Consider the following 14,752-nt stretch of genomic DNA (forward strand, 5'->3'; position numbering starts at 1 on the left):
GGGCACAAAGATGAAACGACAAATCTTATTAGTAGATGGTTACAATATGATTGGCGCTTGGCCAGAACTGAGTCAGCTGAAGAACCAAGAAAAGTTGGCAGATGCACGCGATTTGTTGTTATTTAAATTATCTAATTATGCGAAATATGAAGGTCTGGAAGTTATTGTCGTTTTTGATGCCCAGCTCGTACCAGGGCTTCAACAGGAATATCGTAAATATCAGCTGACAGTTATTTTTACTAAAACAGATGAAACTGCTGATAGTTATATTGAACGGGAGGCAAGTGAGCTGATGTCGCGTCTGACACAAGTAACGGTAGCTACTAGTGATTTAGCAGAGCAATGGTTAGTTTTTTCAAAAGGTGCTTTGCGGAAATCGGCAAATGAATTGAATCAGGATATTCAATTGACGAGTAAAAAAATTGAGCAAGAAACACAGACCTTTCGATTGGCGAATGCTCACCGAAATTCTGCTTGGAACTTAGATCAGTTAAACGAATTACAGCAGTTATTAAAAGACTTATCTAACTCATGAGCCATTTACGTTGAGGTTGTTTTGGCTCTTTATTTAATTGTGAAAAAAACGCAATAATTGTTTTTGAGAATGTATGTTCGCTATTAAAGTGAAAAAATGTATGATACATTTAGTGAGTCAGGGGAAAGCGTTTTCTGGATATGGGGGATTTATGAGGGATGACCTTTATAATGAAAAAAATGAAGAAATCGTTTATTCAAATGAATTTAATAAAGAGTTTGAACCATGTAAAATGATTGTTTACAGTATGAGAAAGCGCTACTATTTACATGAATTTGATCAGGATGATTGGTTTCAAGAAGGTAGAATAATTTTTTGGCAAGCTAGGGACAGCTTTGATAGTTCTTATGGGACAAGTATAGTTCACTATTTTAGTCTTCTCTTTGAACGGCATGTGATTTCTTTAATAAGGCGGCAAAGTGCTGAAAAACGTAATTTTGGTTTAGCCGATACGTCTTTAGATGAAGGAGTCGAACTTTATGGTGAAAAACTGACAACAATGAGTATTGTGCAAGCAGAGAATGCTAATCAACAGATTTTTATTAGAGAGTCATTGGAAAGTCTGGCATCAGAGTTATCACTATTGGAGTTAACTGTTTGGAGAAGGTTACTCAAGCAAGAAACTCCAGATAAAATTAGTAAGGACTTGAAAATAACTGTAGCCCAGGCTAAAAATGCGATTGATAGAATTAAACGTAAGATGAAGGGAACGTTGTAGTCATAAGTAAACCCTTTCCCCTTTCAGATAAAGAGGGTTAATCGATGGCTGTAGTGAGAAAGTTTAATGAAGAAGTAACTGGTTATCCAACAAATTAGACCTAGTAAAAATGATTCACCTGTCACTGTAATGAAATGATTCTTTGTGAAAGTTCACAAAAAGGCCTTAATGATAAAAAAAAATTAATCTTTATTGCATTTGTAATAATTTTGTGATAGACTTGAAATTTTCAGGAAAATGTGTTATCATCTTACAAGAGGTGAATTGGATGCCAACAACATTATCAACAATTAAAAAGAAAATGGAAGATCGCATCGGAAGTAAGATTATGTTAGTCGCTCAAACTGGTCGTAAGCGTCAAACAGAACATCGCGGAACGTTGACTGAAACATATCCAGCTGTTTTTGTTGTCGATTTAGATCAGGGTGAAAACTCTTTCGAAAGAGTTTCCTATAGTTACACTGACATCTTAACTCACACTGTAGAGGTTGAATTTTTATAGACTCTCTATATAAACGATACGTAAAATAACTAGCCTATAGTTTAAGGCTTTTTATTTTGTCTAAATATTAAAAGAGGTGGAAGTTTGTGGGGATTTTTATTGATGGCGATGCCTGTCCAGTAAAGGAAGACATCTACCACTTAGCAAAAGAGACTGGGGAACAAGTGACACTCGTAACGAGTTTATCGCATTATTCAGAGAGAGAATTGCCTGCTAATGTCGAGGTCATTTATGTTGATGAGGGAGCAGATTCTGCTGATTACCGTGTTGTAGCTTTGATAAAGTCAGGTGACGTTTTAGTAACGCAAGATTACGGATTGGCTTCTTTGGTCTTGCCTAAGGGAGTGCGTGTTTTGCATCATTTAGGCTATGAGTATACGCAAGAGACCATTAACCAACTTCTTGAAACGCGCTATATAAGTGCCCAATTGCGGAAGAGCGGTAAACGAACGAAGGGACCTAAGAAGTATACTGAAGAGAATCGTGAAATGTTTTGCCAAAGGCTTAGTCAGGTTTTAGAGGAATTGGAAAGTAAGTAGTAATACAAGGAGGGAATAGATGTATCGAATACTATTTGTTTGTTTAGGGAACATTTGTCGTTCGCCAATGGCTGAGGCTGTTTTTCGTAAAAAGGTTGAAGCTCATGGCTTGGCAGATAAGTTTGTAATAGAATCACGAGCAACAAGCCGTTGGGAAGAGGGGAAACCGCCTCATACAGGTACACGTAAAATACTTAAAGCACATGGTATGAGCTGCGAAGGGATTCGCTCTAAACAAATCATGGCGCATGATTTTCAGACTTTTGATTTAATAATTGGTATGGATCATCAAAATGTTACAGATTTAAAAGCAATGGCTCCAGCAGAGAAGAAAGATGCTTGCAAGTTATTGTTAGAAATTTTACCTGAAAGTAAGTATCGTGAAGTGCCAGATCCCTATTATACAGGGGATTTTGAATTAACCTTTGAGTTAGTTGACATGGCTACTTCTGCTTGGTTAGAGAGACTAAAAAAGATGTCATCATGAATGACATCTTTTTTGCTATTCTGTTTATTTAAATGTATTCGTTTCTAAGTTAAAGGCATTAGTCATTTCAGTTGTCGCGTCTTTTCCAGGAACTTTTTTAACAAACTCGCCTTGAATAATTAGACGCTCCGCTCCAGTGTAGTCACAAGTGACTAGTGTAAGCAGTTTCTTCCCTTCGACATCATCAATAACCTCTGAATGACTGGGGTCAACAAATTTCTTAACTGTAACCTTATAGACATAGATATTTTCTAAATCCGTGAGATAGATGAGTGTTTCTTGTTCCTCTGGAGCTGAAATGTTCATTAAAGGTCCGAAAAGCAAGCTATCATCATTCATATGGTGACTGGCTAATGCGTAATTACCTTCCCCCATTCGCTGATCTTCTTTCATTGTACCGGCTCCAGCTGATAATGCGTAATTGGAAAGACCTTTATAAATCGGCAAATTTAGTCCAATGGAAGGAATCGAAATCCCGCCAACGACATATAATTGATCTTGGTAGAGGCGGGATTTGACAACTGTTTCAAAATCAAGTGACTCAACAGCATCGAAATCAAAGCTGACATCTTTATTCATATTTTGCTCGACATCTTTTCGTGTAACATGTTCAATTCTATTTTTGCTTGACATCCACTTCACGATAAGATTCTTAATCTGATTATTAAAAACTAAAGCCAAACCAACTAATAACATGATAACCAATAAAAAGTTGACTAGTTTATTCTTTAATGATAATTTTTTCTTTTTCGATCTAGCTTGTGATCGTCTTTTTTTAGCGATTGGAATAGCCTCCTTTTTTGAAGTATTGAAGGTCCTTAAAAAGGGTCCCTATTAGCTATGAATTTAAAACCAATAGCAGTACTTATAGCACTATCATATAATATCATACTCAAATGTTCAATGTAAACGTACTGGAAGGAGCTTAATGAAATGTTTATTACAAATGTATGTCTGGTAAACGATTTCTATCAAATGAATGTAATGAAAACTTAAAAAATAAATAGCCCAATTTGCGCATAAAATGGGGTAGAATGGTATATAGTGATAGATAGGGAGAGGTGAAGGTTAGTGGCAGCAACATATATTTACATTCATTTGGACACAATTAGTAATTCTGTCCTTTCAAAAGGGTTGACTATCACTGATTTTGCGACCTCAGTTCCTGAAAAGCCTGAAAATATCCTTCTTCTAGATCCTAATGCAGGTGAAGGAGAATTTGAGCCTCATACAGGGCTGAAAATTATTCGAGGCCAAGGTAGAGTAAGTGATTATTTTGACGCTCAAAAAAATAAACGGGAAATTGAAATAAAATGGATTGATTTCAAAGACCTCCATTTTCTACAGCAATTAACTCCGATGGAAATCGCTGAGTTACTTTATTTTAGTCACATGGCAACTCAGTTGCACTCTCCATTTTTTTATAAATTACAAAATAATTTTGTGTATTTTGAGAAAAAAGATAATTTGATGAAAGTATTTTATCGTCGATTAGATGAGTTTTATGAGATCGTAGCGGAAAAGGTCCGCTTGCTTGTATATGAGAAAATAAATGAACGGAAATCTTTTTTTAAAGCTGCAACGTCAGTGGCAGAAATGGATACGGATTTGATAAAAGAATTTCGGGCGGTATTTCAGGAAGGAATTGTATTAGATTTTAAACAACAAGAATTAACTAATCAAGTGTATAGTGTTCCTATTTACGTGGTAGAAGATCAGTTTAAGACGATTGAAAGTAAAGTTTTTAGACAAGAGGATCGGATAGGTGTTATTACTTATGATGTAACGAGTGAGAAGTGGTCGATTCAACAAGATGAATGGGATGTGCTTCCTAATTTTCATCGAACTTAGACAATACCTGTATTTAAGTTTTTATAAATGAAAAAGATTAGAGATTTCCGATGAATAGTTGGTGGAATTCTAGTCTTTTTTTTAAGAAGAAAAATTGTTATAATAAACGTAGTTTGTCAAAGGTGAAGCTTTTGACTCTCTGAACGAAGAACTGTATCATAAAAACTTACTGATTAAGACAGGTCATTCCTTTTATAAAAGAAATTGCTAGTAAACTGTCTATACTTAATGCGGTAGTGTAAACTGAACCAAGGATTCAAAGGAGGAAATGAGTTGAAAATCATTGCAATATATGGCGGAAAAAGTGCTGAGCATGACATTTCGATTTTATCGACGTACTCAATGTTACAAGCTTTTTATTATGAATATTATGAAGTTCAATTAGTTTATATCACCAAATCAGGACAATGGTTAAAGGGGCCTCTTGTCAAAGAAGCACCCAAAAGTGAGGCGGAATTACATTTAACCTCAGAGAATGCGACAGTCATAGAACCTTCTGGAATAAAAGAAGACGATAGTATAGTTTTTCCAATTTTACATGGACCTAACGGTGAAGACGGAACGATTCAAGGGTTATTAGAAATATTGGATTTACCGTATGTTGGAGCGGGTGTTTTAGCGAGTGCTTGTGGGATGGATAAAATTATGACTAAATACATCTTGCAACAAATTGGAATTCCGCAAGTGCCTTACGTGTCAGTTGTAAAAACTAAATGGAAAGACACACCAGATGAGGTCTTTGGACAATGCGAAGGTTCTTTGGTGTATCCGATGTTTGTTAAGCCTGCGAATATGGGGTCAAGTGTTGGCATCAGCCAAGCAGGAAATCGAGAAGAGTTGCAGGAAGCAATTAAAGAGGCGTTTCGCTTTGATCAACGAGTAGTAGTTGAGCAAGGGATTGAAGCGCGTGAAATTGAAATTGCTGTTTTAGGCAATGAAGAAGTCCGAACAACTGTGGCAGGTGAGATTGTTAAAACGGTTGATTTTTATGATTATGAGTCAAAATATATTGATAATACAGTTACTTTACAAATACCGGCAGAAATACCAGAAGAGATACATAATAAAGCACGTGAGTATGCTAAACAAGCTTATCTTGCACTTGATGGTAGTGGCTTAAGCCGTTGTGACTTTTTCTTAACTAGTAATAATGAGCTATTTTTAAATGAACTGAATACAATGCCTGGTTTCACCCCTTTCAGTATGTATCCATTGTTGTGGGAAGAAATGGGAATCAAATATGGTGATTTAATTGAAGAATTAATTCAATTAGGTCTGATGCGTCATCAACAGCGTCAAAAATTATCCACCATGTATGAAGAATAGTAAGATAAAGCTGGACGATATCGTTCGGCTTTTATGATGTGGTAATGGAACCGTGATTAAATAAGACTGTTTATATTTAAGGAAAAGAAGAGAAACTAGAGGGTAGAATGTTTATTTCAGGAGGAATTTCATGAAGTTATCGGTTAAGGAAATAGCAGAAGTGGTTGGTGCTAAGGATGGATGGGAGCAATGGGCCGACATTGGTGTTAACGGAGTTGAATTTGATACTCGGAAAGTCACTGCAGGTTCTCTTTTTGTCCCTCTTCAAGGTGGTGCGCGTGATGGACATGAGTTTATTGAAACAGCAATTGAGCAAGGGGCAGTTGTTACTTTCTGGAGTGAATCAGTAACTGATTTACCTGTGGATTTTCCAGTTTTAGTGGTATCTGATACATTAGTAGCGTTTCAAAAATTATCTCAGTTCTATTTGAAGAAACAAGGGCCAAAAGTAATTGGGATAACGGGAAGTAACGGAAAAACAACAACCAAAGATATGGTTGCCAGTGTGTTAAGTCAGCAATTTGAGACATATAAAACTCAAGGAAATTATAACAATCATATTGGGTTACCTTATACTATTCTACAAATGCCAGCTGAAACTGAAATGCTTGTTTTAGAAATGGGAATGGATCATTTTGGAGAAATTGAGTTTTTAAGTCATCTAGCGACACCAGATGTAGCTGCTATTACGATGATTGGGGAGTCGCATATAGAGTTCTTAGGTAGTCGTAAAGGGATAGCCCAAGCTAAGATGGAAATTGTTGCAGGACTAAAATCTGATGGTGTATTGATTGTTCCAGAAGATGAGCCACTATTGTTACCATTTTTAGAAGCGGCATCCATGGAAGTTATTACCTTTGGACAATCAAAAACAAGTATGATTAGTGGTCAACTTTTATCTGAAACGAAGACAACGACTACTTTTAAGGTGCCTTCTTTAGGGCAAATAGATGTGACTATTCCAGTTTTAGGCCATTATAATATGACTAATGCATTAATCGCATTAGCGATCGGTAATTATTTCGGGATATCACTTGAAAAAATGGCATATGGATTAGAAACGATGAATCTGACTGCAAGTCGGACGGAGTGGCTTAAAGCATGGAATGGAGCTGAGATTTTAAGTGATGTCTATAATGCAAATCCAACAGCTATGGCTTTAGTTTTAGCCACTTTTAGTAAGCTAGAAACAAAAGGTGATCGTCTTGTTGTGTTAGCTGATATGGGGGACCTAGGTGAACACTCGGCTGCGTTACATGAAGGTATGATTCAGCATATCGAAGCTAGCAAAATAGCTAGAATCTATTTATATGGCGAACAAATGAAAGTATTGTACCGATTGTTACTCCCAATCTTTGGAGCTGAAAGAGTAAGTCATTACGCTGTGGCAGAAAAAGAAAAATTATCCACTCAGCTAAAAATGGATTTGCAACCCGCGGATATGCTCATGCTAAAAGGAAGTAATAGTATGAAATTGATTGAAATTGTTGAAAACTTACTTGAAAATTAGAAGATTGTTTTCATTGTAAAATTGTCTATACCGTGGTATACTAGGACGGATGTGGACAATTATGATAACGTAGGATGCCTACGTGTTAGATAGTTATGAGTATGTAGAAATTGTGTTAAAGAAACTAGGAGGATATCATTTGAAATTTGAAGAATTAGGTTTAGCACCAGATTTATTAAGCACTGTGAAACAAGCAGGATTTGAGGAAGCAACGCCAATACAAGCTGGCACTATTCCTTTGGCATTAGAAGGAAAAGATGTAATTGGTCAAGCTCAGACAGGTACTGGTAAAACAGCGGCTTTCGGGCTACCTATGCTACAAAAAATTGATCCGAAGAACCGCTCAGTTCAAGGATTAGTGATTGCACCAACTCGTGAGTTAGCAATCCAAACTCAAGAAGAATTATATCGTTTAGGCCGTGACAAGCGCGTACGCGTTCAAGTTGTATACGGTGGTGCAGATATTGGTCGTCAAATTCGTGCGTTGAAAGATGGCCCACATATTGTAGTCGGTACTCCAGGTCGTCTAATCGACCACATTAACAGAAAAACATTAAAGTTAGAAAATGTAGAAACGCTTGTACTTGATGAAGCGGATGAAATGTTAAACATGGGATTTTTGGAAGATATTGAAAAGATTATCTCTCAAACACCAGCAGAAAGACAAACATTGCTGTTTTCAGCAACTATGCCTGCACCGATTAAACGTATTGGTGTTAAGTTTATGAAAAATCCTGAACATGTAGCAATCAAAGCAACTGAAATGACTGCTAATTTGATTGATCAATACTATGTTCGTAGTAAAGATTTTGAGAAATTTGATTTCATGACACGTTTGTTAGATGTTCAATCACCTGAATTGACGATTGTTTTTGGTCGAACAAAACGTCGTGTAGATGAGTTAGCTCGTGGTTTGGAATTGCGTGGCTATAAAGCTGAGGGAATTCATGGTGACCTATCTCAACAAAAACGTATGAGTGTTTTAAGAGCCTTTAAAAATGGTCAGTTAGATATTTTGGTTGCGACTGATGTGGCAGCACGTGGGTTAGATATTTCAGGCGTAACACATGTTTATAACTTTGATATTCCTCAAGACCCTGAGAGCTATGTTCACCGAATCGGTAGAACCGGGCGTGCTGGGAATGACGGAATGTCTGTAACATTTGTTACACCAAATGAGATGAGTTATTTACATACAATTGAGAATTTGACGAAGAAAAAAATGACGCCATTGCGTCCACCTAGCCAAAAAGAGGCAATGGAAGGACAAATTGGGGCAGCAATTGAAACTATTCAAGGTCAATTACAAGCAAATGGCTTGGAACAATATCAAGCAGCAGCAAGTGAGTTGTTAGAGCAGTATACGGCAGAAGATATTGCGGCTCTTTTAATTAAGAGTGTAGCCAAAGAAAGTTCTGAAGAAGTTCCAGTTAAAATTACACCTGAACGCCCATTACCTGCAGGTAAGCGTGGTGGCAATGGCGGTAATCGAGGTGGTAACCGTGGAGGAGGCAATCGTGGCGGTGGAAATCGTCGTGATAATAATCGAAATGGTAGCAACTCCGGTGGTCGTGGTGGCGATCGTCGTCGCAGTAATAATGGCGGTAGTAGCTGGGATAACAAACAAGGCGGTAAAAAACGACAAGACGGTGGTAAAAAAGCCGGCGCACCTAAAAAAGGTAACCGTGACTTTGTCATCCGTACAACAAATAAATAATTTGCAAGGAGCTGTGACAATAAATAAGTCACAGCCTCTTTTTCTATCTATGTTCTGTTCAGGTAAAATTGGTTGTGAGAGGAAGTGATCCGAGTGAGTTATCAATTTGAGACGAATCGATTACAGCTGCGAAAATTAACAGTGGCTGATAAGGAGATAATTGGATCGCTTTTGCAACAAGAAAGTTTAATGACTTGGTTTGGTGGAGTAATGTCAAGTGAGCAGGTGGAAGAATGGATGGCAGAAAATTATCGTCGTTATAAAGAGGATGGTTATAGCTATTTAGTAGTGGAAGAAAAAGAATCGTATCATATAATTGGTGTAATGGGGCTCCTCAAGGAAGAAATTAAAGGGACGCTTTATTTGGGAATCGCATATATGGTTGAGCCAAAGCGACAGGGGTTAGGCTATGCTAAAGAAGGCATTGTGGCTCTGTTAGAGTATGCCTTTAAAGAGCTTGAGATAGAAGCTGTTATAGCACAAATTTCTTGGGAAAATGAGCGTTCTCAAGGATTAGTTAAGTCGTTAGGCTTTAAAAAAGGCTTTGAGTATGAACGTCAACAAGGTCTGAAAAAAACACTCTATGAAGTCTATCAATTGAAGCGGGAGCAGTGGGGGAGCGAGAGATGATTATAGGAATTGGTGTGGATTTAGTTGAGATGGAGAGAATGCAACACATTATTGCTGAAAAGCCCAAATTTGTAGAACGAGTTTTAACAATGAATGAACTTAAGCGATTCAAGGAATTGAAGGGGCGACGCCAATGCGAGTATCTAGCAGGTCGTTTTGCTTGCAAAGAGGCTTTTTCAAAGGCTTATGGAACAGGAATTGGTAAATTAACTTTGCAAGATATCGAGATTTTAGCTGAAGAAAATGGTCGGCCACTAGTAACCAAATCTCCTTTTGTAGGACGAGTTCATGTTTCAATCTCGCATACAGATACAACAGCGATTGGTCAAGTGGTTTTAGAAGAATTTTAAAGCAAGGTGAGGATTACGAGGGATGACGAAAAAGAGAAAAAACAAACTGGCTGTTAAGCTAGTTTGTTTAAGTAATCTGTCGTTGTTCCTTTTTTGCTAATTTTTGTTTTAAAAAGCTAACCTTGCGGATATGATCAATAGGAATCATGCGTATTTTTTTAGTTTGTTGATCTGATAAAATAATAATATCAGGGTTGTTTTTGTTTTTTCTGAGTTTTCCAGCAACTGTTTCAAACTCTGCATTAGGATTTTCTGAATCAGCAATTTGCAAGACAACAAATGAATTTTGTGAGCAGGCTTGATGGATTTGTTTCCGAAGTTTTTCTTTATCTTTGTTCAACTTAATATCATCATTTAAAAAAGCAGCGAGCAATTTTTGCGAAGAATCTGATAGAACCTTTGTAAAATGTTTAACGCTGTTTTTTGATCGTTCTTTAGCCAATTAACTCACCTCCCGATTAAAGTCATACTACTTGGCTCCATTATACAGAACATTCGTTCCATAAGTCAACTAAACTTGAGAAGCCTTCTTACTTCATGTGTTTGTATCAGTAAAATAAGGGGCTCTACTTTTGAAGAGATTTATCGATATGATATACTTATAGTTAAAAGAATAGACTTGAAGGGAGGTAAGACAGTGAGGATTGTGAGATTAGGTAGTGGTAATAGCCATGAGATAATCGGCGTTATTCAGCAATATGCACAGATATTACCTTTTTTTAAGACAAATAGTGACGCTCGACAATGTTATAGTGACGGGCTGAAAAGGAGTGACCGTGGATATGTTGGACTCGAAAATGGAAGAGACTTATTAGCCCTTGTAAGTTATCAACAAATTGATGGCGACCTCTTTTTTGAGACACTACTATTGAAAGATCTTCAGAGAGAAAGTCAAGCAACCAAAGGACTGGGCTTTTGGCTGAAGCAGTTAGAGAAGATTGCAAAAACGGTGCAGGCCACTAGCTGTTCATTTCAATTAAAAGTGACTGATATGCTATTAGAAAGTCGATTGCAAGCATTAGGTTTTCAGTATGAGGCTGCCTCTGATCGCTGGCAAAAGAACTTGTCTTACAAAACTGGTTTAGTTCTCGCGGGTGGTGGAGCACGGGGTGCTTATCAAATTGGTGCTTGGCGTGCCCTTATAGAACTAGGTATTGAGTTTGATATCATTTCGGGAACGTCAGTGGGGGCTTTAAATGGTGGTCTAATTTTGCAGGATGATATTGAGGCAGCTGAAATTATGTGGTCTCAGATCGATACAGGAAAGATTCTGACCTTTCCAGGCCTGAATTTAGATAAACAATTTTCTGTTAACGCGGTTTTAAGAGAGATTCAACATTTTGCTATTTCAGCAGTTGCAAGTCAAGGAGTTAGTACAGAACCTTTACAACGCTTGATAAGGACCTTACTAGATGAAGAGAAAATGGCTACTAAAAGGCAACAGTTATTTTTATGTACCACTCAATTACCGCAAATGAAAGAAGTTGTAGTTTCCTTTTCAGATGTGCCGAAGGGTGAGTTTCATCGTTGGCTATTAGCGTCATCTTCCTTTTTTCCGGCGATGAAGGCTACAAAAATTTCAGGTAAGTATTTTGTTGATGGTGGGTATCGTAATAATATTCCTGTAGATGTGGCCTTGAAAAATGGGGCGACAGAATTAATTATAGTAGATGTTAAAGGGCCGGGGCTGACTAAATCGGTAACTGTTCCAACGGATGTTTCTGTAGTGAGGATTGTTAGTCCGTGGAGTTTAGGAGCCGTTTTGTTATTTGATGGGGCTCGTTCTCAGTGGAATATTCAATTAGGCTACTTGGAAACTATGAAGGCTTTTGGTCGTTATGTCGGACATTGGTTTACTTTTGACCATGCTATGTCAGATCAAGCGGTTAGTGATTGGAAACGTGAGCTGACTCAAGGGATTTTTAAAAGAATGACCCAAGATGAACGGAGATTAATGAAGAGTCCTCAATTAATTAATGAGATGCAAAAAAAAATTCGTATTTTGTACTACGATAGATTAAGTACGTCGATTGTTTCAATGTATATATTAGAGATGTGTGCAAAAATTTTAGGGATTTCGCCAGTTCAGTGTTATACAATTGAAACGATGCTTCAATTGATTAAAGAAAAATTGACAGGAGACTGGCTGTCAGGAATTCCAGAAGAGGGGATGCTCTTGTCGTTACAAGAGTGGTTACATCTATATGCAGATGAATTACCATTGCCAACTGATAAGCAGCAAATTATCTTTTTCTATCGACAGTTGCAGGAGAAGACGACTGATCAATTAATTTTGAGTGCGGCTAGTTTAGCGCCAACAATGTATCTGGTTGCTAAAACATTAATTTGGCTTGAAGGATTAGTGATTTAAGAAGAAAAATGGAGTGATGAGAAATGGCACAAGAATTTAGTTATGAGATTGTTGAAGAAATTGCGGTGTTATCTGAGAATTCAAAGGGCTGGCGAAAAGAATTAAATTTGGTTAGCTGGAATGGACGTTCGCCTAAGTTTGATTTAAGAGAATGGTCACCAGATCATGAAAAAATGGCGAAAGGAATAACATTGAGTAATGAAGAATTCAAGATATTGAAAAAGGCAATTCAGGATATGAATTAACTTGAAGGGAGGAGCCTTATCTTATGAAAAGTATGACTGGCTTTGGTAAGTATACTATGACAACTGATGATTATCAGATAGAGGTTGAGGTAAAATCGGTCAACCATCGATTTTTAGATATGCAAATTAGAATGTCTAGAGAATACACTATGTTTGAAATGCCGCTTCGCCAATTGATCAAAGAAAAAATTGGTCGTGGGCGAGTTGAATGTGCGGTTTTTGTTAAGAATGAGCGAGCAGATACGAAAAAAGTAGCTCTTAACTGGCAGTTGTTAGATAGTTTGATGGCTCAGTTGACCGAAGCCGAGACTCGTTATAGTTCTTCAATATTTGATCCCAAGCTGCTGATGACAGGGGTGGTCAATCATGATGAATTTATTGAAATTGTTGAGGAGCAAAAACAAGATGATCAATTGGGTGTATATTTAGAAGGTGCGTTAAAAGAGGCTTTGGCGAATTTGACAACTAGTCGATCAATTGAAGGGCGACAAATTAAAGTGGTTCTTCAGCAGTATCTGCAAGAGTTTCAACATCATGTTAATCAGATCCATGAGTTATCGGCTGTTTTTGAGGCTGATTACCAAACAAAGCTAACAACTAAACTCCAGGAGCTAGTAGGAGATAGTGTGGACGAAACACGCGTACTAACAGAAGTTGCATTGTTAATTGAGCGAGGAGATATCCATGAAGAAATCGATCGTTTGGTGATTCACATCCAAAAGATGTCAGATTTAATTGCGACCAATCATAGTATTGGCAGAGAGTTAGATTTTTTGATTCAAGAAATGAATCGAGAAGTTAATACGATCGGCTCTAAATCAACCCCTATTTCGATTAAAGAAGCTGTCGTTCAAATGAAAACAATTCTGGAAAAAATTCGTGAACAAGTTCAAAATATTGAGTAAAATGAGAATATGACGAGATTTTACTTCTTTTTTTGTGAAAAAACTTGAAGTGAGGCTCGTTTTAGCATAAACTAACTAGATATACTACATTTGAAAGGGACGACATGATGCCAGAAAGAGGTTTGTTAATTGTTTTATCTGGTCCTTCGGGAGTTGGTAAGGGGACCGTCAGAAAAGCAATATTTGATAGTGAAGGTACAGATTTTGAGTACTCCGTGTCGATGACCACGCGAGGAATGCGTGCAGGAGAAGTCGAAGGCGAGGATTATTTTTTTCGGTCGCGTGATGAATTCGAAGCATTGATTGATGCCGATCAAATGTTGGAGCATGCGCAGTATGTTGGCAACTATTATGGCACACCTTTAGAGTATGTCAATCGCACACTGGATACTGGAAAAGATGTCTTTTTAGAGATTGAAGTCCAAGGAGCAATGAAGGTTAAAGAAAAGGTGCCTAATGGTGTTTTTATTTTCTTAACTCCTCCAGATTTAGCGGAGCTGAAGTCACGAATTGTTGGTCGTGGCACTGATGAACTTGGTGTGATTGAAGAGCGGATGGAAGTTGCTAAGGCAGAAATTGAAATGATGAGTCATTATGATTACGCTGTTGTTAATGACCAAGTAGATTTAGCCGTGGAGCGGATTAAACACATTATTAAAAGTGAGCATTTACGCGTTGACCGTGTAATTCATCGATATAATAAAATGATAAAGGAGTTGTAAGCCAAATGATGTTAAAACCGTCAATTGACTCATTATTAGAAAAAGTAAACTCAAAGTATTCATTGGTAATTTTAGCGAGTAAACGCGCCCATGAATTAGAATTGGGAGCAACGCAGATGCTGGACAGCTATGATTCAGTTAAGCGAGTTGGACAAGCCTTAGAAGAGATCGATGCAGGCGATGTAGTGATGGACCCGAACCCAGAATTGAAGCGTGCCTTAATCAAACGTAAAGAAGAAGAAAAAATGGCCGTTCGCAACCGCGAAAAAGCTGAGTTGGAAGCGAAGATTAAATTAGAGCAACCTTAATATAGACAAAATCAAACAGGACTGGCCCAGCGCTCG

18 protein-coding genes are annotated in these 14,752 nt (G+C 37.5%); 16 read left to right on the forward strand and 2 right to left on the reverse strand.

The window, feature by feature from the left end:
• Nucleotides 1-10: 10 nt before the first annotated feature.
• The 5 genes from AC5KOD_RS20015 to AC5KOD_RS20035 all read left to right on the forward strand — a co-directional run bounded on the left by AC5KOD_RS20015 (nucleotide 11) and on the right by AC5KOD_RS20035 (nucleotide 2,781).
• Nucleotides 11-535 carry an NYN domain-containing protein gene (locus AC5KOD_RS20015; protein ID WP_496916357.1) on the forward strand — a complete coding sequence of 175 codons (525 nt, stop codon included), beginning with the start codon at nucleotides 11-13 and terminating at the stop codon, nucleotides 533-535.
• 100 nt (nucleotides 536-635) lie between these two features.
• Nucleotides 636-1,253, forward strand: coding sequence for a sigma factor (locus AC5KOD_RS20020; RefSeq protein WP_496916358.1), 618 nt, complete (start codon nucleotides 636-638; stop codon nucleotides 1,251-1,253).
• Between the two features lie 268 nt (nucleotides 1,254-1,521).
• Nucleotides 1,522-1,755: a Veg family protein gene (locus AC5KOD_RS20025; protein WP_209531228.1), complete on the forward strand. Its 234-nt coding sequence runs from the start codon at nucleotides 1,522-1,524 to the stop codon at nucleotides 1,753-1,755.
• 86 nt (nucleotides 1,756-1,841) lie between these two features.
• Nucleotides 1,842-2,294, forward strand: a complete 453-nt coding sequence (locus AC5KOD_RS20030) for a YaiI/YqxD family protein (RefSeq protein ID WP_496916359.1) — start codon at nucleotides 1,842-1,844, stop codon at nucleotides 2,292-2,294.
• A 19-nt stretch (nucleotides 2,295-2,313) separates the two neighbouring features.
• The gene (locus AC5KOD_RS20035) at nucleotides 2,314-2,781 is read left to right on the forward strand and encodes a low molecular weight protein-tyrosine-phosphatase (protein ID WP_496916360.1); all 468 of its coding nucleotides are present in this window, start codon (nucleotides 2,314-2,316) and stop codon (nucleotides 2,779-2,781) included.
• Between the two features lie 24 nt (nucleotides 2,782-2,805).
• On the opposite strand, the gene AC5KOD_RS20040 is transcribed toward AC5KOD_RS20035, so the two are convergent.
• Nucleotides 2,806-3,414 carry a class A sortase gene (locus AC5KOD_RS20040; RefSeq protein ID WP_496916415.1) on the reverse strand — a complete coding sequence of 203 codons (609 nt, stop codon included), beginning with the start codon at nucleotides 3,412-3,414 and terminating at the stop codon, nucleotides 2,806-2,808.
• Between the two features lie 438 nt (nucleotides 3,415-3,852).
• Between AC5KOD_RS20040 and AC5KOD_RS20045 the strand changes: the two genes are divergently transcribed.
• From AC5KOD_RS20045 to acpS, 6 genes are all read left to right on the forward strand, one after another.
• Nucleotides 3,853-4,632 (forward strand): hypothetical protein, encoded by a 780-nt coding sequence (locus AC5KOD_RS20045; RefSeq protein WP_496916361.1) that lies wholly within the window; start codon nucleotides 3,853-3,855, stop codon nucleotides 4,630-4,632.
• A 273-nt stretch (nucleotides 4,633-4,905) separates the two neighbouring features.
• Nucleotides 4,906-5,958, forward strand: coding sequence for a D-alanine--D-alanine ligase (locus AC5KOD_RS20050; RefSeq protein ID WP_496916362.1), 1,053 nt, complete (start codon nucleotides 4,906-4,908; stop codon nucleotides 5,956-5,958).
• A 130-nt stretch (nucleotides 5,959-6,088) separates the two neighbouring features.
• Entirely contained in the window at nucleotides 6,089-7,468 is a 1,380-nt protein-coding gene (locus AC5KOD_RS20055) for a UDP-N-acetylmuramoyl-tripeptide--D-alanyl-D-alanine ligase (RefSeq protein WP_496916363.1), read from the forward strand.
• 139 nt (nucleotides 7,469-7,607) lie between these two features.
• Nucleotides 7,608-9,185, forward strand: a complete 1,578-nt coding sequence (cshA, locus tag AC5KOD_RS20060; protein ID WP_496916364.1) for a degradosome RNA helicase CshA — start codon at nucleotides 7,608-7,610, stop codon at nucleotides 9,183-9,185.
• Nucleotides 9,186-9,278: 93 nt separating this feature from the next.
• Complete coding sequence (locus AC5KOD_RS20065) at nucleotides 9,279-9,815, forward strand: GNAT family N-acetyltransferase (protein WP_496916365.1); 537 nt, start codon at nucleotides 9,279-9,281, stop codon at nucleotides 9,813-9,815.
• Nucleotides 9,812-10,165, forward strand: coding sequence for a holo-ACP synthase (acpS, locus tag AC5KOD_RS20070; protein WP_496916366.1), 354 nt, complete (start codon nucleotides 9,812-9,814; stop codon nucleotides 10,163-10,165). The genes AC5KOD_RS20065 and acpS overlap by 4 nt, the downstream gene beginning before the upstream one ends.
• Nucleotides 10,166-10,232: 67 nt before the next feature.
• Here acpS and AC5KOD_RS20075 read toward each other — a convergent pair whose 3' ends face one another.
• On the reverse strand, nucleotides 10,233-10,607 hold the full coding sequence (locus tag AC5KOD_RS20075; RefSeq protein ID WP_496916367.1) for a hypothetical protein: 375 nt from the start codon (nucleotides 10,605-10,607) through the stop codon (nucleotides 10,233-10,235).
• Nucleotides 10,608-10,802: 195 nt separating this feature from the next.
• Between AC5KOD_RS20075 and AC5KOD_RS20080 the strand changes: the two genes are divergently transcribed.
• The 5 genes from AC5KOD_RS20080 to rpoZ all read left to right on the forward strand — a co-directional run bounded on the left by AC5KOD_RS20080 (nucleotide 10,803) and on the right by rpoZ (nucleotide 14,716).
• Entirely contained in the window at nucleotides 10,803-12,536 is a 1,734-nt protein-coding gene (locus AC5KOD_RS20080; RefSeq protein ID WP_496916368.1) for a patatin-like phospholipase family protein, read from the forward strand.
• 23 nt (nucleotides 12,537-12,559) lie between these two features.
• Entirely contained in the window at nucleotides 12,560-12,781 is a 222-nt protein-coding gene (locus tag AC5KOD_RS20085) for a YdbC family protein (protein WP_496916369.1), read from the forward strand.
• Nucleotides 12,782-12,804: 23 nt separating this feature from the next.
• On the forward strand, nucleotides 12,805-13,686 hold the full coding sequence (locus AC5KOD_RS20090) for a YicC/YloC family endoribonuclease (RefSeq protein WP_496916370.1): 882 nt from the start codon (nucleotides 12,805-12,807) through the stop codon (nucleotides 13,684-13,686).
• A 107-nt stretch (nucleotides 13,687-13,793) separates the two neighbouring features.
• Nucleotides 13,794-14,408, forward strand: a complete 615-nt coding sequence (gene gmk / locus AC5KOD_RS20095; RefSeq protein WP_496916371.1) for a guanylate kinase — start codon at nucleotides 13,794-13,796, stop codon at nucleotides 14,406-14,408.
• Between the two features lie 5 nt (nucleotides 14,409-14,413).
• Entirely contained in the window at nucleotides 14,414-14,716 is a 303-nt protein-coding gene (gene rpoZ, locus AC5KOD_RS20100; protein WP_496916372.1) for a DNA-directed RNA polymerase subunit omega, read from the forward strand.
• Nucleotides 14,717-14,752: the final 36 nt, after the last annotated feature.

It is taken from the genome of Vagococcus sp. WN80Y (assembly GCF_059621045.1).